Annotated in this window: 24 protein-coding genes and 1 pseudogene; 9 read left to right on the top strand and 16 right to left on the bottom strand. The window is 62.8% G+C overall.

Annotated features, from left to right (window positions below; all coding sequences use genetic code 11):
* Both CAK78_RS21540 and CAK78_RS21535 read right to left on the bottom strand, forming a co-directional pair.
* On the bottom strand, positions 1-261 hold a 261-nt coding region (locus CAK78_RS21540; protein ID WP_141214216.1), incomplete at its 3' end, for a transposase.
* A gap of 148 nt (positions 262-409) precedes the next feature.
* The gene (locus CAK78_RS21535) at positions 410-1276 is read right to left on the bottom strand and encodes an MBL fold metallo-hydrolase (RefSeq protein ID WP_094698649.1); all 867 of its coding nucleotides are present in this window, start codon (positions 1274-1276) and stop codon (positions 410-412) included.
* A 123-nt stretch (positions 1277-1399) separates the two neighbouring features.
* Here CAK78_RS21535 and CAK78_RS21530 point away from each other — a divergent pair, with 123 nt between their 5' ends.
* A complete protein-coding gene (locus CAK78_RS21530; protein WP_094698648.1) occupies positions 1400-2020 on the top strand; it encodes a TetR/AcrR family transcriptional regulator in 621 nt (206 codons plus the stop codon).
* 166 nt (positions 2021-2186) lie between these two features.
* On the opposite strand, the gene CAK78_RS21525 is transcribed toward CAK78_RS21530, so the two are convergent.
* From CAK78_RS21525 to atcJ, 5 genes are all read right to left on the bottom strand, one after another.
* Complete coding sequence (locus CAK78_RS21525; protein WP_176452885.1) at positions 2187-2438, bottom strand: hypothetical protein; 252 nt, start codon at positions 2436-2438, stop codon at positions 2187-2189.
* 222 nt (positions 2439-2660) lie between these two features.
* Positions 2661-3563 carry a cold adaptation protein AtcC gene (gene atcC, locus CAK78_RS21520; RefSeq protein WP_094698646.1) on the bottom strand — a complete coding sequence of 301 codons (903 nt, stop codon included), beginning with the start codon at positions 3561-3563 and terminating at the stop codon, positions 2661-2663.
* Positions 3564-3574: 11 nt separating this feature from the next.
* Positions 3575-4342, bottom strand: a complete 768-nt coding sequence (gene atcB, locus CAK78_RS21515; protein ID WP_094698650.1) for a cold adaptation protein AtcB — start codon at positions 4340-4342, stop codon at positions 3575-3577.
* A 12-nt stretch (positions 4343-4354) separates the two neighbouring features.
* Positions 4355-4897 carry a cold adaptation protein AtcA gene (atcA, locus tag CAK78_RS21510; protein ID WP_094698645.1) on the bottom strand — a complete coding sequence of 181 codons (543 nt, stop codon included), beginning with the start codon at positions 4895-4897 and terminating at the stop codon, positions 4355-4357.
* A 23-nt stretch (positions 4898-4920) separates the two neighbouring features.
* Positions 4921-5205 carry a cold adaptation protein ActJcold adaptation protein ActJ gene (atcJ, locus tag CAK78_RS21505; protein ID WP_005305278.1) on the bottom strand — a complete coding sequence of 95 codons (285 nt, stop codon included), beginning with the start codon at positions 5203-5205 and terminating at the stop codon, positions 4921-4923.
* A gap of 287 nt (positions 5206-5492) precedes the next feature.
* Between atcJ and CAK78_RS21500 the strand changes: the two genes are divergently transcribed.
* Positions 5493-5930: a calcium-binding protein gene (locus tag CAK78_RS21500; RefSeq protein WP_094698644.1), complete on the top strand. Its 438-nt coding sequence runs from the start codon at positions 5493-5495 to the stop codon at positions 5928-5930.
* A gap of 72 nt (positions 5931-6002) precedes the next feature.
* On the opposite strand, the gene CAK78_RS21495 is transcribed toward CAK78_RS21500, so the two are convergent.
* The 4 genes from CAK78_RS21495 to CAK78_RS21480 are packed head-to-tail and all read right to left on the bottom strand — an operon-like array spanning position 6003 to position 9786.
* A complete protein-coding gene (locus tag CAK78_RS21495; RefSeq protein ID WP_094698643.1) occupies positions 6003-6527 on the bottom strand; it encodes a thioredoxin domain-containing protein in 525 nt (174 codons plus the stop codon).
* A gap of 3 nt (positions 6528-6530) precedes the next feature.
* Positions 6531-7286 carry a DsbA family protein gene (locus CAK78_RS21490; RefSeq protein ID WP_094698642.1) on the bottom strand — a complete coding sequence of 252 codons (756 nt, stop codon included), beginning with the start codon at positions 7284-7286 and terminating at the stop codon, positions 6531-6533.
* A 10-nt stretch (positions 7287-7296) separates the two neighbouring features.
* On the bottom strand, positions 7297-9351 hold the full coding sequence (locus CAK78_RS21485; protein ID WP_094698641.1) for a protein-disulfide reductase DsbD family protein: 2055 nt from the start codon (positions 9349-9351) through the stop codon (positions 7297-7299).
* Between the two features lie 54 nt (positions 9352-9405).
* Entirely contained in the window at positions 9406-9786 is a 381-nt protein-coding gene (locus CAK78_RS21480) for a hypothetical protein (protein ID WP_094698640.1), read from the bottom strand.
* A gap of 177 nt (positions 9787-9963) precedes the next feature.
* Between CAK78_RS21480 and CAK78_RS21475 the strand changes: the two genes are divergently transcribed.
* From CAK78_RS21475 to pspG, 4 genes are all read left to right on the top strand, one after another.
* Complete coding sequence (locus CAK78_RS21475) at positions 9964-10692, top strand: 1-acylglycerol-3-phosphate O-acyltransferase (protein WP_005305253.1); 729 nt, start codon at positions 9964-9966, stop codon at positions 10690-10692.
* Between the two features lie 206 nt (positions 10693-10898).
* Positions 10899-11561, top strand: coding sequence for a phage shock protein PspA (gene pspA / locus CAK78_RS21470; protein ID WP_094698639.1), 663 nt, complete (start codon positions 10899-10901; stop codon positions 11559-11561).
* Positions 11562-11563: 2 nt separating this feature from the next.
* Positions 11564-11770, top strand: a complete 207-nt coding sequence (locus CAK78_RS21465; RefSeq protein ID WP_005305247.1) for a PspC domain-containing protein — start codon at positions 11564-11566, stop codon at positions 11768-11770.
* Positions 11771-11812: 42 nt separating this feature from the next.
* Positions 11813-12031: an envelope stress response protein PspG gene (gene pspG, locus CAK78_RS21460; protein WP_094698638.1), complete on the top strand. Its 219-nt coding sequence runs from the start codon at positions 11813-11815 to the stop codon at positions 12029-12031.
* Positions 12032-12242: 211 nt separating this feature from the next.
* Here the strand turns inward: pspG and CAK78_RS21450 are convergent.
* A pseudogene (locus CAK78_RS21450) lies at positions 12243-12645 on the bottom strand (GIY-YIG nuclease family protein).
* Between the two features lie 44 nt (positions 12646-12689).
* Between CAK78_RS21450 and CAK78_RS21445 the strand changes: the two are divergent.
* Positions 12690-13424 carry a substrate-binding periplasmic protein gene (locus tag CAK78_RS21445; RefSeq protein WP_094698637.1) on the top strand — a complete coding sequence of 245 codons (735 nt, stop codon included), beginning with the start codon at positions 12690-12692 and terminating at the stop codon, positions 13422-13424.
* Here the strand turns inward: CAK78_RS21445 and rarD are convergent.
* Complete coding sequence (gene rarD / locus CAK78_RS21440) at positions 13406-14314, bottom strand: EamA family transporter RarD (RefSeq protein WP_094698636.1); 909 nt, start codon at positions 14312-14314, stop codon at positions 13406-13408. The genes CAK78_RS21445 and rarD overlap by 19 nt on opposite strands.
* A gap of 102 nt (positions 14315-14416) precedes the next feature.
* Here rarD and CAK78_RS21435 point away from each other — a divergent pair, with 102 nt between their 5' ends.
* The gene (locus CAK78_RS21435) at positions 14417-14998 is read left to right on the top strand and encodes a uracil-DNA glycosylase family protein (RefSeq protein ID WP_094698635.1); all 582 of its coding nucleotides are present in this window, start codon (positions 14417-14419) and stop codon (positions 14996-14998) included.
* 10 nt (positions 14999-15008) lie between these two features.
* Here the strand turns inward: CAK78_RS21435 and CAK78_RS21430 are convergent, their stop codons facing one another.
* Positions 15009-15866 (bottom strand): DMT family transporter, encoded by an 858-nt coding sequence (locus CAK78_RS21430; RefSeq protein ID WP_094698634.1) that lies wholly within the window; start codon positions 15864-15866, stop codon positions 15009-15011.
* 91 nt (positions 15867-15957) lie between these two features.
* Here CAK78_RS21430 and CAK78_RS21425 point away from each other — a divergent pair, with 91 nt between their 5' ends.
* A complete protein-coding gene (locus CAK78_RS21425; protein ID WP_094698633.1) occupies positions 15958-16875 on the top strand; it encodes a LysR substrate-binding domain-containing protein in 918 nt (305 codons plus the stop codon).
* Between the two features lie 81 nt (positions 16876-16956).
* Here the strand turns inward: CAK78_RS21425 and znuB are convergent, their stop codons facing one another.
* Positions 16957-17736, bottom strand: coding sequence for a zinc ABC transporter permease subunit ZnuB (znuB, locus tag CAK78_RS21420; protein ID WP_017765340.1), 780 nt, complete (start codon positions 17734-17736; stop codon positions 16957-16959).
* A gap of 21 nt (positions 17737-17757) precedes the next feature.
* Entirely contained in the window at positions 17758-18522 is a 765-nt protein-coding gene (gene znuC, locus CAK78_RS21415; RefSeq protein ID WP_017788147.1) for a zinc ABC transporter ATP-binding protein ZnuC, read from the bottom strand.
* Between the last annotated feature and the right edge of the window lie 42 nt (positions 18523-18564).

Genomic DNA, 18564 nt, shown 5'->3' with positions numbered 1-18564 from the left:
CATTGAGGCAATTTCGTAGAGTGCGTCCTCCATGGCGCCGTCGCTGAGGTTGTACCACTGCTGCATACAGTGAATGCGGAGCATGGTATCGAGTGGGTAGGGACGACGCCCGTTACCAGCTTTGGGATAGACGGGTTCGATGACCCCCAGCATCCTTGGCCATGGGAGCACAGCCTCCATGCGAGCCAAGAATATCTCTTTACGGGTTTTACGGCGTTTGCCATTGAACTCGCAGTCCGCGAAGGTGAGCTGGTGACTCATGCTGAACCTCATCCCTGATGCCAAGTGGGGTTCATGATCTCACATCAAGGACTTGTTCGCACTTTCCTTAGAGAAATATTCGGATTTCTACAACCAAATAGCGCTGATATGGATTTGTTAAATAACGTCATTTTATGTCGCTGTTGGCTCAGGCCGCCCGGTAGTGGCCCCGGACTATGCTCTTGCTGCCAAAGCCGGCGCGGGTGGCGGGATCGTCGATCAGCGCCTTGGCGGTCACGGCCGGCCCTATGGTCATCCGCAGTACCCCTTCGAGTTTCCAGTCCGGGTATCTCTCCAGCACGGCGTTGACGATCTCGGCCTGGGGTACCAGCGGCTTGGATACCTGCTGGTAGAAGCTCAGGTATTCGAGCGCCTCGTCAAAGATCTCGAGCCCGCCGACCGCCCCGTGACCGGGGATCACGCGCTCTATCTCGTAGCGCGCCTGAATGTCCTGGATTGACGCTATCCAGAGGTCGGGGCGGTTGAGGCCGGGCCCGACATAGTAGTGGCAGCGGTTGTAGCACTGATCGCTGGCTACATAGGTCTTGAGCTCGGGGATGTAGCAGGTCATCAGGTTCAGGGTCTCGGAGGGGAGGCTGTCGATGAGCTCAATGGGGTGGCCGTCGAAGTCGAACACTTCCCCCTCGAGGGGGGTGACCGGGTAGAGCTCGGTAGGCAGCTCGGCATCGAAGATACCGGTCCAGCGCAGCAGACGGGCGCGGAACTCGAGCTCCATCTCGCGGATGGCGACGGGTCTGGCATAGGCACGCGCCTCGGGGAAGGCCTTGAGCAGCTCGACTCCGCCCCATACGTGGTCAGGGTGGCTGTGGGTCAGAATGATGGTGCTCAGGGTTTTGCCGACGGCCTTGAGATGGCGAATCATGGCTTTGGCATCGCTCTTGGTGAACTGGGCGTCGATCAGCAGTGCCTTATCGCCGGAGAAGAGCATGGTGCTGTTGGACCAGGGGGCCATGGTGCCGTAGTAGACCTCGAGCTCCAGAGTGGGTTGGTTCATGGTGTGACTCCTGTTGTCTGGGATTGAAGTGGTAATTGTGGTTACCAATTGCGATGCAGTGTATGGTAACGGTCATTACCGCGTCAACGGCTTTCTTTTTGAACAGCATCCGGAGTGCACACCATGACCGAATCCTCATCCTCTTCAAACGCCGAACAGCGCCGTGCCGCCATCTTGCAAGCGGCGGCCGATCTCTTCTTCGAGCGCGGTTATGCGGCGACCAGCATCGACGCCATCATAGAGCGGGTCGGCGGCTCGAAACGGAGCATCTACAGCGAGTTTGGCAACAAGGAGGGGTTGTTCAGTGCCCTGGTGGCGGAGTGCTCGGTCAGCATGACCGAGGCCTTGACGCTACCCGAGCTGGCGGGGCGGGGGTTGGCGCAGACCATGCACGCCCTGGGGGAGAGGATGATGAGCAACTACATGCACCCCACCATGATAGGTATCTACCGCACGACTCTGATGGAGGCGCACCGTTTTCCCGAGTGGGCCCAAAGCTTTTACGACGAGGGGCCCAAGCGGGCCATCGAGACCCTCGCCCGGGTGCTGGAGCAGGCAAAGGCCAGCGGGCAACTGCGGGAGATCGACTGCCAACTGGCCGCCACCCACTTCATCGGCATGCTCAAGGACAATTTCTATTATCAGGTCGTGCTGGGGCTGCGTCCGCCGCTGACCGATGCCGAGATAGCGCAGACGGTGGGCTCGGTGGTCGATATCTTCCTGCACGGCATCGAGAAAGCATGAGGGCCGACAAATGGTCGCTATTGGCAAGTAAGGGGAGGGGGACACCTGGCCAAGTTCACCAACGGGTTCATGCAGCGCTTCTGAGGCGAGCGGTTGTGCTTTCCTGCTGCCTGGGGGCAGGTTTCAGGCACGAAGCCGGATAAAGGTAGCCAGCAAAGAGAAAGAGTCAGGCGGGGATGCGGCCATTGCGCACCAGGGCCCGGCGTATGTTTTTGCACATCTTGCCGAAGCGGTTGATCTCGTCGAAGCTGGGCGGGATGCCGCGATCGAGCTGATATTGCCAGTAGCAGAGGTCCGTATCCACCAGCTCCATCAGCTTCTTGGGGCAGCCGATACAGGTGTTGTCCGGCCCGCATTTGAAGGTATCCGGTTGATAAAGCGGAAATTCCGCCTTCACGGCATCGATGATCTGCTGCATCGCGGTGATCCTGTCGGGCTTTCTGCTCACGGCCTTGCTCCCCTGCGGCTTATATGGGGGAGCCATTATAACCCTGTCAAAAATGGGGCCAATCACGCTTGCGGGGTAGTTTTCTGCCGAGAGCGGCTGTCATGGCCAGGGTTTATGCTGCCAGCGGGATGGCGGATAGCACAACGCCCGGCAAGCCGGGCGTTGGAACAGGGTGAAGGGAAAGACCCGTCATCAGAAGTCGTGATAGAGCGGCCAGCCGAGCAGCGGGTGCTTGAGACCGGCGCGCATCTCCATGTTGTCGAGCTTCTCCGGGGAGGCGTCCTCTTTTTGCAGCTGCTGGTACTGGCGCACAAAGCCGAGGGTGTGCAGCAGGTTCGGCACAAAGCCCGGGCTCAGCTCCTGACGCAGGGCGGTGGCCATGTCGGCGGGCAGCGCGCTCAGCATCAGAGCAAGCTGGGCGGCGAGATAGTCGGTGTCGTACCAGCCCTCGTCGAGCTCAATCTCCCGCGCCAGTCGGCGCTTGAGATCCTGCTTCACCTTGAGGGGAGCGGCGCCACTGCCCTTGCCGCAGAGGATGCGGTAGAGCAGCGCTTCGGCCAGCTTGTCCTCCATGGTGGGGTGGTCGCTCTCGCAGGCGAAGAAGTGCTGGTCGATGAGCCCCATCAAGCGGCTCTTGTTGTGCTCGGTCAGCGCCTTCTCGTACTCCTGCCACCCTTGCCACTCTTCCACGTCCGGCGGGCTCGATATCTTGTCCAGCAGGCGGGCATCCACGTCACCGTAGAGGCTGTTACCAGCCTGCTTGGGGCTGACGGTGATGAGCATCGACCAGCCCTTCTGGAACGGCTTGATGGGGCCTTCCGGCGCCTGCAGCAGCGCCAGGGCCTTGGCCGGATCCCGGGCCGAGAGCTCCTGCAGGCCGAGGCTCACCACGCCGATGACGTCGTGGGCGGCCTGCTCCAGCAGGTGCATCTTGTACTTGTTGTAGTACTTGTCGGCGAATTTGAGGCTCATCAGCACCGCCTTGCCCTTGATGGCGGCCAGCTGTTGTTCGCTCAGGCGTTCATTGTCGCGGCCAAAGCGCAGCACCTGGGTCAGAAAGGGGCCTTGGTTGGCATCGCGAATGACTAACTGCATGAATGGGCTCCTTAATCCAGAAAGCTGAACATGTCGTCGACGTCGCCGTACTCGTCTTCCTCGACCTTGTTCTTCTCTTTGGCCTGCATCACCAGTTCGGCGGCAAACTTGTTGATGATGCCGTCCCAGGTGGAGTGCTCGTTGCGCAGCAGCGCCTTGATGGCTTTCTCCACCTCGGGAGCCAGCTCGCGAATGAGCATCAAGAGGCTGCGCGGGTCGTCCAGCGCGTAGTCGTGGACATCCTCGCTCTGCTGGCGCTCGCTGTAGCGCAGGGACTCTTCGAGATCTTCCTCTTCGGCGTGCAGCACGTCGCGATAGCCTTCGTCCTCTTCATAGCGATCGCCGCGATAGAACTCGATAAAGGGGATGGCGAGGTAGAAGAGACCGGCCGGATCTTCGGCCACGCACTCGAGGATCTCCCGCTGCTTGGCTTCGCTATCCAGGGTGCGGATCAGGTAGTTGAGGAAGTCGAAGGTGTGCTGTTGCAGCTCGTCGGCGTTGTTCTTGATCGCCTCTTCCCAGTAGAGCGGCTGCTGGCAGACGATGTCGCGGATCCGCTCCGGGGTCATCAGCTCGGAGATGATGGAGGGGAAGGAGATGTCGTGCTGGCCGTTGATCTGGGTCAGGGTAACGATATCAATGTTTTCAATCACTTCTGCCAACTGGTCGTCAGACATGGTCTTGGCGATCAGCTCGAACTTCTCGCTGGCCTGCTTCGGCTCGATAACGGCCAGCTCTTTGATCTCGATGGCGGTAATTTCTATCAGACTGTTGCTCATGCCTTGCCCCAATTAGAAACGGACTTCGTCGTACATATCCTGCTCGCCCTGGTCGTCGCCATAGCGGTCGCCGCCGCCATGATAATCGGCGTCGGCATCTTCCCCGTCTTCCTCTTCTTCGTCGCGCAGCTCATAGTCGTCATCGGCACGGTGGCTGCCGCGTGGCAGCGGGTTGTCGAGCAGGAACAGCACGGCGCAGGCTTCCATCAGCTGATCTTCGCTCTGGGCCCGCACCGCCTTGACCAGCGGCAGGGCGGCGTTGTTGAAGCCGACGCTTACCTTGAACTCGTCCCAGCTCGGCTGCTCGCCGCTGGCGAGCCACTTGTTCCACTGCCCCTTGGCCTTGGCCGGGAACTGCACCCGGCCATAGAGGGCCAGCGGCAGGTATTCGGGCATGAATTCCAGCATGCTCATGTCGGCCAGCAGCAGGGCCTTCATCTGGTCGGTGAACTGCTCGAGCCCCTTGGGGTCGTCCTGATCCCGGTAGGATTCGATATTCTCGCTGGCATCGCTTTGCAGGGCCTTGAGCCGTGCCTGGTCCCATTTTTTTTGCATAGTCGCTCTTCTTGCCTGGTGGCTCAGGGGTAGAACTGGTCCCACATCTCCTGCATGGCAGCAGCGGGATCGGTCACGATGACGTTGTTGAAATCCTTGATAAAGGCGGCCCGCTGTTTCGGATCGGACAGCACTTCATAGGCCTGCTTTACCTGATGCAGCTTGAGGGCTGCCTGCTCTTTCTCTTCTTCGCTCGCCCCGTGCAGTTTGTCGGGGTGGTACTGGTTCGACAGCCGACGATAGGCTTTCTTGATGTCGTTTTCACTGGCGTTGGACTTGACGCCCAACACCCGGAAGTAGTTGTTCATGACGGATCCTGCCTCACTGGCATCGTGGAATTGACCCTGCGCTGGCCTGGCGGCGGGGATCTTGGCAAACCAGGCTCGGCAAAAACCCGACATTTTAACGTAAACAGGCGGCCATCGCCATGAATAGGAAGAAAAGTAACCAGGGGAAGCGCGACCGGTGCACTGTGCGATCTGCCTCCCGGTAGGGGGTGGCACCGGGGCTACACTACAGGAGGCGCCGGGCGTTGCCCTGGCGATCTTCAGCAGGCCTCGGCCGGGCCGAGACCCTTACTAAGGAATGGACAGCCATGCTCAAATTTTATCTTCTGCCTATGGTTCTGCTGGGCGGCCTTGCCATCGCCGCCGATGAGAGCATCGACGAGCCCTTGATGTTCATCAAGGGGGACATCACCAAGGCCCAGTTCATGGAAAGAGCCGAGCAGCGTTTCGCCCGGCAGGACACCGACAAGGATGGCACCCTGTCGGTGGCCGAGAGAGAGGCCGCCATGGCCAGGATGCACGAGGCGATGCAGCAGTCCGGCCAGGCCATGCCGGGCAAGATGGGAAACATGGGCAATATGGGCAACATGAGGCCGATGCAGGACACGACCAAGGCGCAGTTCATGGCGCGCCATGAGGCTCTCTTCACCCGGATGGACAAGAACGGGGACGGGGTACTCGACGAGGCCGAGCGGGCCAGCGCCAGGGGGCGGCTCGGACAGGGCGCCACGGCGCCCACGAAATAGGCTTGTCAGCTTTCAGATGAAAAAAGAGCCCGGTCGTGATACCGGGCTCTTTGCATGCATTGCAGGGCGGGATTACCAGCCGGCCCACAGCAGGCGGGCCTTGAGCCCGAGCCACGAGCTCCAGCCGGTGGTGCTGCTCACCAGCGTCCCATCCTTGATGATGAGGAAGGTGGGGGTGACTCCTACCTGCCAGCGGGCGGCCAGATCTCCACGCTCATCGTTGTGGGTGGGAAAGGCGAGCCCCTTCTTCGCCATCCCGGCGCGCAACTGCTCATCGCTGCCGGAGCGCAGCGCCACCGTCAGCACGTTTTCACCCTCCTGCCACAGGCTCTCCACGGTTGGTGTGGTGAAGCGGCACACCCCGCACCAGCTGGCCCAGTAGTAGACCAGCAGCGGCTTGCCGCGGCTCTGCTCGGCCAGGCTGGTGATGGTGCCATCCTGCAGGGTGAAGGGGGCTTCCATGGCCCCCGCCGGCAGGGTAGGGCTGCGCCACAGATCCAGCAGGGTGGAGATGACCAGTGCCATCAGCAACAGCCAGAGCGCCTCCTTGCCCCAGCGGCGCCAGCGGGGTGCCTTTACGACTGCATCCTCCGCCATGGCTTAGCTCCGTTTGGCCAGCTCGGTCTTCACCAGCTGCTCCAGCTCGTCATAGGGGAGGGCGCCCGGCACCAGCTGGTTGCCGATGAGCGTCGCCGGGGTGCCCTGCACGCCAAGAAGAGTGCCGATACGAAGGCTGTTGCGCAGCTCCTCGGTGGCCTTGGCATCGGGCTTGAGGGCCGTGTTGCCGGTGGCCGCCAACGCCTTGTTGATGTCCGCCTCGGTCAGCATCCCCTGCTTGCTCATCAGCTTGTCGTGCAGGGCGAGAAAGCGGGCGGGATCCTGCTGCCAGAGGGTGAGGCTGTACTGGGCCGCCTTGGCCGAGCTCTGCCCCTTGAACGGCAGCAGCTTGACCACCAGCCCCAGCTCGTCGGGATAGGCCTCGAGCAGCTTGGTCAGGCGGGGATCGAACTGCTTGCAGTAGGGGCAGTTGTAGTCGGTGAACAGCACCAGGGTCAGCTTGGGATTCTTGGCGCCGAGCCGCGGGCTGGTGGCACTGTTGAACAGCACATCCTGATTGCCCTTGATGAAGTCGTCGAGCCGGGCCTCCTGGGCTGCGGTGTTCTGCTTCTCCCAGGATTCGGCAGCCTCATCCAGGATGGTCGGGTTCTGGACCAGGGTCTCGCGAATGAGCTCCTTGATGCGTGCCTCCTGCTCCGGGGTGAAGGGGGCCGCCTGCAGCAAGGGGGCACTCAGGGTGCCGGCAACCAGGGCGGTGCAGAGGGTCAGGGGGCGCAGTTTCAGGGTACGCAGGGTCATGGGATTCTCCTTAAAAATGGGTGACATCGGCCTGGACGAGGCCGGCCTGGTGCAACACGTCGAGCAAGTCGGCCTTGTCCAGCAGGGGGGAGAGGATCTCTCCCTCTGGCAGGCCGGGCCCGTAGATCTGGTTGAAGGGCACGGCGGCCGCGCCGCGCTGGCGCAGGAAGGCGGAGATGGCATCGCTCGGCCGGCTCCAGTCACCGCGCAGGGCCACCACGTCCGGGGCCGTCAGGGCGCTCTGTACCTCATCACGCAGCAGTACGTTGTACTTGTTGGCCTTGCAGGTGACGCACCAGTCGGCGGTGACGTCGACGAAGACCCGCTTGCGCTGGGCCAGCGCATCGACGATGGCCTGTTCGGTGAGCGGCTGCCAGGCGATGCGATCGACGCTGCCCGCCCCCTGCGTCGTGAGGGCGCCCCCCAGCAGCAGGGCGCCGCCGATGAGGGCCGAGAGAGAGAGGGCCAGCGTGAAACCGCGCATGCCATAACGCCAGAGGATGCCGATCAGCAGCGCCAGCAGCATGGCGGCCATCAGCCAGCCGGTGGCCGTGCTGCCCAGATGGTTGCCAAGCAGGCTCGCCAGCCAGAGGCTGGAGCCCAGCATCATCAGCCCGAGCAGGATGCGCAGCCGCCCCATCCAGCGGCCCGGTTTGGGCAGCCAGAGGGCGAGGCGCGGCAGGGCCGCCACCAGCAGCCAGGGCAGGCTCATGCCAAGGCCGAGCGTCGTGAAGATGAGCCAGAGCTGGCCGAGGGGCGCCGCCAGCGCAAAGGCCACCGCGGTGCCTAGGAAGGGGGCCGAGCAGGGGGTGGCCAGCAGGGTGGCGAAGCTCCCCTGCAGGAAGTGGCCACCCAGCCCCTTGCCGCCGCTGGTGGCGAGGCGGGTGCTGAGGTTGCTGGGTAGACGGATTTCGAACAGCCCCAGCAGGTTGGCGCAAAACAGCAGGGTCACCGCCACCATGAAGCCGATGAAACCGGCGCTCTGGAACTGGATCCCCCAGCCGACCGCGCCACTCATTCCAAAACTAGGGGCGCGCAGCAGGCTGCTCATGGCCGCCAGCACCCAGAAGGAGGCAATGATCCCGGCACTGGCGGCGAGGAACTGCTTGCGCACCTGTCGCTGTTCGCGCTCCTGCTGCTGCAGCACCGTGCCCAGTTTCAGGGCCAGCACCGGCAGCACGCAGGGCATCAGGTTGAGGATGAGGCCGCCGAGCAGCGCCGCCCCCAGCAGCCAGATGAGCGGCTGGCCTGGGGCCGGCAGGGCGAGAGGCCCGGCGATGGTGGCGCTGGTCTGCCAGGCCTCATCACCGCTGCCGAGCAACAGGCCGAGGGACTGGCCACGCAAGTCAGGGGCATCCCCCTGCCAGCCGTCGCTGACCGGGACCCGGGCGATCAGGGTGTTGCCGCTCACCTCGAGCGCCGGCTTGCCGAACTCGGCCCCCTCCAGTGCATCGATGAAGAGCGCTGGCTCCTGCCAGCCCTCTGCCCGCTCGGCGCGCAGCTGTAGCTGGTTGTGCTGGTAGCCGAGCTCGATCCGGGTGTCGGCAGGCAGCGTCTGCGGCAGGGTGCTCATGGTCTGGGCCCAGGCGAAGTCGAAACCGGCCGATGCCTGCCCATCCACCGCCAGGGTGAAGGGGTAGTCGGTCAGGATGCAGACGTTGCTGCAGGTGGAGAGGCGCAAAGTGCCCTTGAGCGGCTGCCCGGCGGGGGAGTCCAGGCTCAGGGGGAAGCGCACCTGTTGCTGATAACCCTGGGTGCTGAGTCCGGCCACTTCGAAGGGGCGCGGTGTGGGCCAGTGCCACTGGAAGTCGCCGACCGGCTGATCCCACAGGATCTGGGGCGCTATGCCCCCTTCACCCGGGCTGCGCCAATAGGTTTTCCAGCCGGATTCGAGGGCCACCTCGAGCAGGATGCGGGTCTGGTCAGGGACGCTGCGGTCGGCTTGCAGCCTGACCTTGGCGTGATCGTTCTGGGGGCTGGTGAGCCAGCCCGTATCGCTGGCCAATCCAGTGGATTGCCACAGCAGGCAGCCCAGCAGCAGGCTCGCCTTGAAGAGAGTTGACATAGATGTTGTCTCGCAAAAAATGAATGACAGCAGGCTCAAAAAGCGCGGCTGAACTCATTCCCGCCAGACACAGAGGGTGAGGTGAAGTCGTCGTTCGGGGGGTGATACGGCCCGGGGCGGCGGCAGTGGCGGCGTATAACGCCAGAGCGGGGCCAGCAGGGCGATGAGCAGGGCCACCGCAAAGAACAGCTGCTCAAGGCAGAGCAGGGTAGTGGCGCTCAGCCATTTGCCGTTGAGCTGGCAGCTGTTGGGCTGCACACTGGCGGGCGTGCCCTTGTCGGTCTGCTCGTCGGCCGTGGCGAACTGGGGCAGGGCCTGACAGCTGATGGCGTGATCGAGCAGGGCCAGCCGGGCCAGCGGCTGGGCAGCGCAATTGAGCACCAGCAGGCAGACCAGCAGCAGGAGTCGTTTCGCCACGCGTTGTTGGTGAATCATGCTCGCCCCGTTTATCAAGATGGCCACATCCTAACGGCCAATGTCGGGTGGGGCAAGCCGCCGTCCGTTTTATGGCTCAGGGGCGAGTGGAGAAGGGTGGTCGGTTCTGTCTGGCGAACGCTTGTTCGCTAAAAGGGGGACCAGTATACTGCGCCGAGTCAAAATCCGAGGTGTTCGATGCTCAAAATTGCCCGTGTGCTGCTGCTTGGTCTGCTGCTCATCTTCTGGTTCCTGTTCGGTCTGCTGCTGTGCCTGGTGCGTCCGCGCCATCCCAACAACGTCTATGTCTTTGCCCGCATGTATCACGCCGTCTGTCCGCTCATCGGCCTCAAGGTCCGGGTGACGGTGGCCGACGAGGTGAAGTCGGTGGGACCGGCGGTTTACGTCTGCAACCACCAGAGCAACTACGACATCTTCACCGTGACCGGCGCGGTGCAGCCCGGCGTGGTGGCGGTGGGCAAGAAGAGCCTGCTGTGGCTGCCCTTCTTCGGCCTCATCTTCTGGCTCTCCGGCAACGTGCTGATCGACCGCTCCAACCGCTCCCGTGCCATCGGCACCATAGGCCAGGTGGTGGATCGCATCAAGGCGCGTGGCACCTCCATCTGGATGTTCCCGGAGGGGACCCGTTCCAAGGGGCGCGGCCTGCTGCCATTCAAGGCGGGTGCCTTCCATACCGCGGTGCAGGCAGAGGTGCCGGTGGTGCCCATCGTCTGCTCCAGCTACTTCGGCCAGATCGATCTCAACCGCTGGGACAACGGCGAGGTGCTGCTGGAAGTGATGGCCCCTGTCTGCAGCAAGGAGCATGGCGCCGCCGGCATCCGCGAGCTGTCCGAGATCTGCCGCAGCCGGATGGAGGCCAAGCTGGTCGAACTGGACAGCAAGCTTGGCCATACCCGCGCCGCCTGAGCCTGTCACTGATTGCATGAGGGAGCCGTTGGCTCCCTTTTTTATTGGTGAAAATCACCACCAGATCGGTATTTTTCGCCACCTCATTCGTCTGCATGATATATCTGTGATTCTTATCTATTTGTAAATAAAGGAGAAAAAATCTTGGCGCGGCTCTTGTAATGTTATGGGAAGAGATTGTCATCCCATCAACAAGGAGCCAGACCATGAGCGTATTTAGCCGCCTGACCGACGTGATCAATGCCAACCTGCACAGCCTGCTCGACAAGAGCGAAGAGCCGGAGAAGATGCTGCGGTTGATGATTGAAGAGATGGAGCAGGTCCAGGTCGAGATGAGAACCCAGGCCACCCGCGTCATCGCCGAACAGAAGCTGCTGGAGCGTCATCAGCAGGCATTGCAACACCAGATCCTGGAGTGGTCGGCCAAGGCCGAGCTCGCCATCCAGAAGGGGCGCGAGGATCTGGCCCGGGCTGCGCTCACCGAGAAGCTGGCTGAGGTCAAGAAATGCGAACAGCTGGAGCAGGACAAGGCGCGGGTCGCCGAGGTGCTGGCCCAGCTCACCGCCGACAGCGAGCGGCTGGCTGCCAAGCTGACCGAGGCACGGGAGAAGCAGAAGATGCTGACCCTGCGTGAGCAGACCGCCCACAGTCGGCTGCGGGCCCGTGCCCAGGTGGACAACCAGCGCATGCACGAGCTGATGGCCCGTTTTGACGGCTTTCAGGGCCGGGTCGATCAGCTGGAAGCCCAGCTGGAGGCGGCAACCCTGGGGCAGAATCCCTCGCTGGAGGCCCAGTTCCGCGAGCTGGAGCTGAACGACGAGATTGAACGTGAGCTGGCCCGCCTCAAGGGTCAAAAGGTGGAGGCATAACCATGACGCCCTGGCCGAAGGACCTTGCCCATCGCAAGCTGACCGGAGTCTGTGCCGGCATCGCCAACGGGCTGGGGCTCTCCAGGGTGACGGTGCGGGTCGCGGCCCTGATGGCGTTGATCCTGATGCCGCCCCTGGCCCTGGCCATCTATCTGCTGGCGGTGCTGATCATGCCGCCCCGTCGTGAATTGAAGCGCTGGCTGGATTGACCCAGGGTCATCTGGCCGCATCAACCCAGTGAGGAGCACAACATGCTGGAATTTATCGTCTTGATACTGGTGCTGGTCGGCATGGCGCTGACCGGATTCACCGTGCTGGCCATGTTGCTGGTGAGCGGCGTCTTCGTGCTGTTTGGCGCGCTGGCCGGCATGTTTGCCCTCATCATCAAGCTGGCGCCCTGGTTGCTGGTGCTGCTGGTGGTGTGCTGGTTCATCAGCAGTCGGCGCAAGCAAGCCAATACCTACCGTTGACACTCCCTGTTATCGGATCCTTCCTTGGTCGCTGCATGCAGCGGCCTTTTTTGTGCCTGCTGTTGGTGTGCTGTTTCATTAGCCGTCGGCGCAAACAGGTTAATGCCTACCGTTGACACACCCTGTTATCGGATCCTTCCTTGGTCGCTGCGTGCAGCGGCCTTTTTTGTGCCTGCAGGCTCATTAGCCACCGGCGCAAGCAGGTTAATGCCTACCGTTGACACTCCCTGTTATCGGATCCTTCCCTGGTCGCTGCATGCAGCGGCCTTTTTTGTGGCCGGGTGGGTGGTCAGCCATGATTCGCTGCAGGCAAGCCAGCGCTCCGGCTGGCTGATCAACTGCTCCTTGAAGGCCTTGCTCTGCTGCTTGAGCCGGTATTCGAGGCGCAGCGCCGAGCCTTTCTCACCGACGGCCTGCTGCCACGCCAGGGTCAGTGGCCCCTTGCCGCGCAGGGCGCGGGATCCCTTGCCACTCTGGTGCTGGCACAGGCGGCGAACCGGATCCGTGCTGATCCCGGTATAGAGCAGGCCGCTGGCGGTGCGCACCATGTAGATGAACCAGTGGCGGGTGGGCGGGCAGGCAGCCGGTTCGGCGCCGCTAGGGGGTTTTCTCATTCGATCTCTCTGTGCCACACTCAAGAGCAGCCCAAGGAGGTGCGATGCGAGCATGGTGGTGGTTGTGGTGTCTGCTGTCGATATCGGCTCATGGCGAGACGCTGCGTCTCTACGACTATCATCAGCACCCCCCCTTCATGACCGGGGAGCAGAGCGGTCTGAGCCGGGATCTGGTCAAGTATCTCAATGAAAAGCTTGGCGGAGAACCCAAGCTGGAACTTTGGCTGGTGAATCGGGCCAGACTGGCGCTGGAGATGTCGGATCCCGGCTTTGACGGTCTGGTGGCCTGGGTCAATCCCGCCTGGGTGGGGGATCCCCAGCGCGAGCGCTACCTCTGGACCTTTCCCATCATGCGCGATACCAACGAGCTTATCTCAAGTGCCGACAGACCGGTCACCTATCGTGGGCCTGACTCGCTCAAGGGGATGACCTTCGGCGGCATCGAGGGGTACCACTATCAGGGGATCGACGAGGCGTCGGCCAGAGGCGATCTGGTGCGGGTGGATGCCAAGAAGGTCAAAACCAACTTCAGCCTGCTGGTGCGCGGCCGCATCGACGTGACCCTGGTGCCGGGCTCGGCGCTCACCTTCTTTACCCACGACCCGGCCTTCGAGGGCAAGCTGTTCGTTTCGCCCTTCGCCCAATCCAGCTATACCCGTCACATACTGCTGCCAAAATCCCGCAGCGATCTGCATGACCGGCTGAACGACATCGCCGAGCAGATGGACCGGGATCCCAAGTGGCACGCCATCCTGGAGTCCTACCGCGGCAAACCTTGAGCATCGGCGTTGCGGCGCAGATGGCGCCTGAGCCTGTGCAGCGGCAGCAGGCTCACCAGCAGGCCGGCCCAGACGAAGGCAAATCCCACCGATTTCACCGGATCCGGCGTCTCGCCAAACCAGAAGATGGCGAGCAGGAAAGCGAGGCTGGGTTCGATATATTGCAGCAGGCCCACCGTGCTCATGCGGGTGCGCATCATGCCGTAGCAGAACAGCCCCACCGGCAGCAGGGTAGCGGGGGCGCTGCCCATCAGCAGCAGTCGCTCGGTCCAGTCACCGGTCACGAACTGGCTGGCGCCGCTCACCGCAAGCCAGCCAATGATCAGCAGGGCGACGGGCAACTGCACCAGCGCCTCGAGGTAGAGGCTGACGCCGGCGTCATAGTGCACCTTCTTCTTGAGCAGGCCATAGAGGGCGAAGTTGGCCCCCATGACCAGGGAGAACCAGGGCAGCTGGCCGTAGGAGAACAGCATGTAGGCCAGCCCCGCCAGTGCCAGCGCCACCGCCAGGTGTTTTTGCGGGGTGAGCTTCTCTTTGAGGAACAACACGGCGAAGACGATGTTGAACAGCGGCGTCATGAAGAAGGCGAGGCTGGTGGCCAGCACCTGACCGGTGGTGAGGCACCAGGTGAACATGCACCAGCTGATGGACATGACGGGGCCGGCCAGCAGGATGAGGCCGAGCTGGCGCGGTTCGCTGCGCAGCCGCGCCCAGGGCACTTGGTAGCCGACGACGAGGAACAGGATCCCCAGCAGGACCGCCGACCAGAGCACCCGGTGGGAGAGCAGTTCCCACATGTTGACCGCGGGCATGAACTGGTAATAGAGGGGCAGCATGCCCCACAGCACGAATGAGAGGGCCGCGCTGCCGGTGCCCATCCAGTTCTTCATCTCGCTCCGTTTATTAAATTAAACAATTGTGGCTGCATGATAAGTATCTGCTGAATCTTTCACAAGCAGGGTCCGGGGGAAAACTCTGCTACTATCGGGCCCATGAACCGACTCGACCGTTTGTTTGCACAGATCCGTGCCTGCCGCCTGTGCGAGGCACACTTGCCGCTCGGGTCCAGACCGGTGATCCGTGGCAGCGAGCGCGCCCGCCTGCTGATCATCGGCCAGGCACCCGGCACCCGGGTGCATGCCAGCGGCATCCCCTGGAACGACCCTTCCGGCGATCGCCTGCGTCAGTGGCTCGGGGTGGACAAGGCCACCTTCTACGATGAATCCCGCATCGCCATCATGCCGATGGGGCTCTGTTACCCCGGCAAGGGCAAGTCGGGGGACCTGCCGCCGCGCCCCGAATGTGCACCCACCTGGCACGACAAGGTATTGATGCTGCTGCCCAACATCGAGCTGACCCTGCTCATCGGCCAGTATGCGCAAGGCCACTACCTGCGGGATGCGGCGAAGGGGTCGCTGACCGAGACGGTGCGCAGCTGGGCGGACTACGGCCCGGCCTGGTTGCCGCTGCCACACCCGTCCCCGCGCAACACCTTCTGGCTCAAGAAAAACCCCTGGTTCGAGCAGGATGTGATCCCCCATCTGCAACAAAGGATCGCCCCGCTGCTGGGGTGACCCTGGTTGGTTAGAGCGCCGGTTCGGCCTGTGGCTTGGGCTTGCTGCGGGCCATGGCGATGAGCGGCAGTATGATGCATAGGCACCCCAGCAGCAGCGGCAGGCCCGGCTGCTCATCGAACAGCCACACTCCGATGGCGACCGCCATCAGCAGACCGGTGTACTCCGCCGAGGCGATCTTGCTCGCCTCCGCCTTGCGATAGGCCACCACGCACAACCCCGCATAGACCATGATCAGCGCCGAAGAACCAAAGGCGGGCCACCACATCTGCCACTGCCAGTCTCCCCCTTCCCACCAGGCCAGCGCCAGGATGAAGGGCATGCTCAGCACGTTGGTAAAGAACAGGGTCTGGGCGATGGGCTGCTGGAGCGGGATCCGCTTGATCAGCAGATTGTTGAGCGCCATGGAGAGCGCAACGCCGAGCGCCGCCAGCGCTGCCCAGTTCACCTCGGTGGGGCGCAGCACGATCAGCACTCCGACAAAGCCGATGAAGGCGGTCAGTACCTTCTGGCGCGAGATCGCTTCCCCCGCCAGCCACACCGCCAGCGGCACCATCATCAGCGGCGCCGCATAGAAGAGGGCGTTGGCGGTGGCCAGCGGCAGCCGGGTGAGGGCGATCACCATCAGGCAGACGCCGATGGCCCAGATATGGGCCCGCAGCAGATGCCACTTGAGCGCCACCGGCGGGTTGCGACGCCATGACCAGAGCAGCCAGGGGGCCAGCAGGATGGCGGCGGAGAGCTGGCGGAAGAAGACGAACTGGAACACCGGCTGATCCGGCTCCAGCACCTTGACCAGCGCATCGGAAAAGACCGCCACCATGTTGCCCAGCACCAGATAAAGGATGCCGATCCCCACTGCATTCATACCACCTCCCATGTTTGATGAGGGAAGGGTAGCCCGTGCTTAGTTATCCAGTAAAATGATAAAAAGACACCACTCATGAGAATTTTGGATAATGAAGCTGCCTCCCCTGCGTGCCGTTCAATACTTCGAAGTGGTTGCCCGCCTGCTCAGCTTTTCTCGCGCCGCGGTTGAGCTCAATGTCAGTCAGAGTGCGGTCAGCCACCAGATCTGCCTGCTGGAGGATTTTCTGGGGGAGCGGCTGCTGCTGCGCCAGGGGCGGCTGCTGTCGCTGACGGCTCAGGGGGAGATCTATTTCGAGGGGATCTCCGCCGGGCTCGGCCAGATTGCCCAGAGCAGCGAGCAACTGCGTGGCGGCGGTGAAATGCGACTGCGGCTCGCGGTCTACAGCTCGTTTGCGGTGAAGTGGCTGATCCCTAGGCTGGCTGGGCTGCGCCAGCTCTACCCCGAGCTGGATCTCAGCCTGGAGATGGTGGCGGAGGATCCCGAGCTCTCCGATCGGGTGGCTGACTGCTTCATCACCGTCTCCCCCGAGGGGCGTGGTTACATGCACGATCTGCTCTATCGGGAGCGCCTGATGCCGGTCTGCAGCCGGCGGCTGTGGCAACAGGTGGAGGGGGAGTGGCCGGCGGCCCTGTGGCAACTGCCGCTGCTCTCCATCCAGGCGATCTACAAGGAGAAGGGGGAGGATTGGCGGCGTTGGGCTGACGTGGGCGGGCTGACGATCGCCCCTGAGGCGAGGATGCACCATTTCAGCCACATTCTGCTGGCACTGGAGGCGGCCAACTGGGATCAGGGGGTGGCGCTCATCAACGACTATATGCTGCAGCCGGAGGACCCCGGCCTGGTGCGACTGCCGCTACATGCACTCGAAACCGGTGACAACTTCTATTTCGTCTGCAAGCGCTCGCGTGCCCATGAACCCGCCATCAGCCGGTTGCGACAGTGGCTCTGGCAGGAGGCGCAAGCGAGCCTGCGCCCCGGTGAGAATGAACCGCTCAGGCGGGTGTGAACAGACTCAGTATGAACAGAGTGGAACCGCTGGAGACTCAAGATACAAGGAGTGGCCTGACGGCATCAGGCCACTTCAGGCTCAGGCTTTCTTGAACTGGCTCAGCACAAACAGGCTGGTGGCGCAGACCACCACAGACGGGCCGGCCGGGGTGTCCTGATACCAGGAGAGCAGCAGTCCGCCGAGTACGGCAAGGCAGCCGATGAGGGCGGCAAAGCCGGCCATCTGCTCCGGCGTCCGGCTGAAGCGGCGGGCCGTTGCCGCAGGGATGATAAGCAAGGAGGTGATGATCAGCGCCCCGACGAACTTCATCGCCACCGCGATCACCAGCCCGATCAGCAGCATCAGCACGCAGCGCAGTACATCGACCCTGACCCCTTCCACCCGGGCCAGCTCTTCCGAGATGGTCATGGAGAGCAGGGGATCCCACAGCCGCCACAGGGTGAGCAGTACCAGGGCGCCGCCGCCGTAGATCCAGAGCAGGTCCATCGGCTGCACCGAGAGCAGGTCGCCGAACAGGTAGGCCATCAGGTCCACTCGTACGTTGTCCATGAAGCTCAGGGTGACCAGACCGAGCGACAGGGCGCTGTGGGCCAGGATGCCGAGCAGGGTGTCGGTGGCCACCTGCTGGTTGCGGCTCATGATCACCAGCAACATCGCCATGGCGAGGCAGCAGACCACCACCGCCAGGGTGAGATCCACCTGCAGCAGGATGCCGAGCGCGATGCCAAACAGGCAGGCGTGGGAGAGGGTGTCGCCAAAATAGGCCATCTTGCGCCACACCACGAAGCTGCCGAGGGGGCCGGCCAGCAGGGCGATGCCAAGGCCAGCCGCGAGGGCGTATAACAGAAAGCTGTCCACTTGATGATCCTGTCGGGTTCGTTATTGATTGCGGGAGGGCAGGCGAATGACGGGGGCCTGCGGCTCATGATGATGGTGTTCGCCGTCGCAGTGGTGATGGTGGGTGTAGACCGCCAGCACCTCCTGTTCCGGTCGGCCGAACAGACGGGCAAACTCGGGGTGGCGCGCCACGCTCTCCGGTTCGCCGTGACAGCAGACGTGGCGATTGAGGCAGATCACCTCGTGGGTGCTGGCCATCACCAGATGCAGGTCGTGGGAGACCATCAGCACGGCGCAGTTGAACTCGGCGGCCAGCTGGCTGATGAGGGCGTAGAGCTCGATCTGGCCGTTGATGTCCACTCCCTGTACCGGTTCGTCCAGCACCAGCAGCTCGGGCTTGACCAGCAGGGCGCGGGCCAGCAGCACCCGCTGCATCTCGCCGCCGGAGAGCTTCTGCATCCGGTTGTCCAAGAGATCTTCCGCACCGACCCGGCCCAGTGCCTCCTCGATGGAGAGGCGACCATTCTTGCCAAGCTGCAGGAAGCGACGCACCGTCAGCGGCAGGGTGGGATCCAGATAGAGGCGCTGGGGCACATAACCGACCCGCAGGTCACGGCTGCGGGTGATTTGGCCCGAATCAGGCGTGAGCAGACCCAGCACCAGCTTGCTCAGGGTGCTCTTGCCCGCCCCGTTGGGGCCGACCAGGGTAGTGATTTTGCCTTTGTTCAGGGTAAAGGAGACCTTGTCGAGCACGAGTCGTCCATCAAATGAAAGACAGACCTCTTTCAGCTCCACCAGTTGGGTCATGACAGCTCCGGGGTTTACAGCCTGTGAGAGTTATAATATAAC

It is taken from the genome of Aeromonas sp. A35_P (genome assembly GCF_002259925.1).
GTDB classification, from domain to species: Bacteria; Pseudomonadota; Gammaproteobacteria; order Enterobacterales; family Aeromonadaceae; genus Aeromonas; species Aeromonas dhakensis.
The sequence above is the reverse complement of the archived record's forward strand: the minus strand, read 5'-3'. Positions and strand labels throughout refer to the sequence as shown.

Coding starts and splice junctions, on each gene's coding strand:
- CAK78_RS21535 (WP_094698649.1), bottom strand. CDS start 1,276: ATGAACCAACCCACTCTGGAGCTCGAGGTCTACTACGGCACCATGGCC.
- CAK78_RS21530 (WP_094698648.1), top strand. CDS start 1,400: ATGACCGAATCCTCATCCTCTTCAAACGCCGAACAGCGCCGTGCCGCC.
- CAK78_RS21525 (WP_176452885.1), bottom strand. CDS start 2,438: ATGCAGCAGATCATCGATGCCGTGAAGGCGGAATTTCCGCTTTATCAA.
- atcC (WP_094698646.1), bottom strand. CDS start 3,563: ATGCAGTTAGTCATTCGCGATGCCAACCAAGGCCCCTTTCTGACCCAG.
- atcB (WP_094698650.1), bottom strand. CDS start 4,342: ATGAGCAACAGTCTGATAGAAATTACCGCCATCGAGATCAAAGAGCTG.
- atcA (WP_094698645.1), bottom strand. CDS start 4,897: ATGCAAAAAAAATGGGACCAGGCACGGCTCAAGGCCCTGCAAAGCGAT.
- atcJ (WP_005305278.1), bottom strand. CDS start 5,205: ATGAACAACTACTTCCGGGTGTTGGGCGTCAAGTCCAACGCCAGTGAA.
- CAK78_RS21500 (WP_094698644.1), top strand. CDS start 5,493: ATGCTCAAATTTTATCTTCTGCCTATGGTTCTGCTGGGCGGCCTTGCC.
- CAK78_RS21495 (WP_094698643.1), bottom strand. CDS start 6,527: ATGGCGGAGGATGCAGTCGTAAAGGCACCCCGCTGGCGCCGCTGGGGC.
- CAK78_RS21490 (WP_094698642.1), bottom strand. CDS start 7,286: ATGACCCTGCGTACCCTGAAACTGCGCCCCCTGACCCTCTGCACCGCC.
- CAK78_RS21485 (WP_094698641.1), bottom strand. CDS start 9,351: ATGTCAACTCTCTTCAAGGCGAGCCTGCTGCTGGGCTGCCTGCTGTGG.
- CAK78_RS21480 (WP_094698640.1), bottom strand. CDS start 9,786: ATGATTCACCAACAACGCGTGGCGAAACGACTCCTGCTGCTGGTCTGC.
- CAK78_RS21475 (WP_005305253.1), top strand. CDS start 9,964: ATGCTCAAAATTGCCCGTGTGCTGCTGCTTGGTCTGCTGCTCATCTTC.
- pspA (WP_094698639.1), top strand. CDS start 10,899: ATGAGCGTATTTAGCCGCCTGACCGACGTGATCAATGCCAACCTGCAC.
- CAK78_RS21465 (WP_005305247.1), top strand. CDS start 11,564: ATGACGCCCTGGCCGAAGGACCTTGCCCATCGCAAGCTGACCGGAGTC.
- pspG (WP_094698638.1), top strand. CDS start 11,813: ATGCTGGAATTTATCGTCTTGATACTGGTGCTGGTCGGCATGGCGCTG.
- CAK78_RS21445 (WP_094698637.1), top strand. CDS start 12,690: ATGCGAGCATGGTGGTGGTTGTGGTGTCTGCTGTCGATATCGGCTCAT.
- rarD (WP_094698636.1), bottom strand. CDS start 14,314: ATGAAGAACTGGATGGGCACCGGCAGCGCGGCCCTCTCATTCGTGCTG.
- CAK78_RS21435 (WP_094698635.1), top strand. CDS start 14,417: ATGAACCGACTCGACCGTTTGTTTGCACAGATCCGTGCCTGCCGCCTG.
- CAK78_RS21430 (WP_094698634.1), bottom strand. CDS start 15,866: ATGAATGCAGTGGGGATCGGCATCCTTTATCTGGTGCTGGGCAACATG.
- CAK78_RS21425 (WP_094698633.1), top strand. CDS start 15,958: ATGAAGCTGCCTCCCCTGCGTGCCGTTCAATACTTCGAAGTGGTTGCC.
- znuC (WP_017788147.1), bottom strand. CDS start 18,522: ATGACCCAACTGGTGGAGCTGAAAGAGGTCTGTCTTTCATTTGATGGA.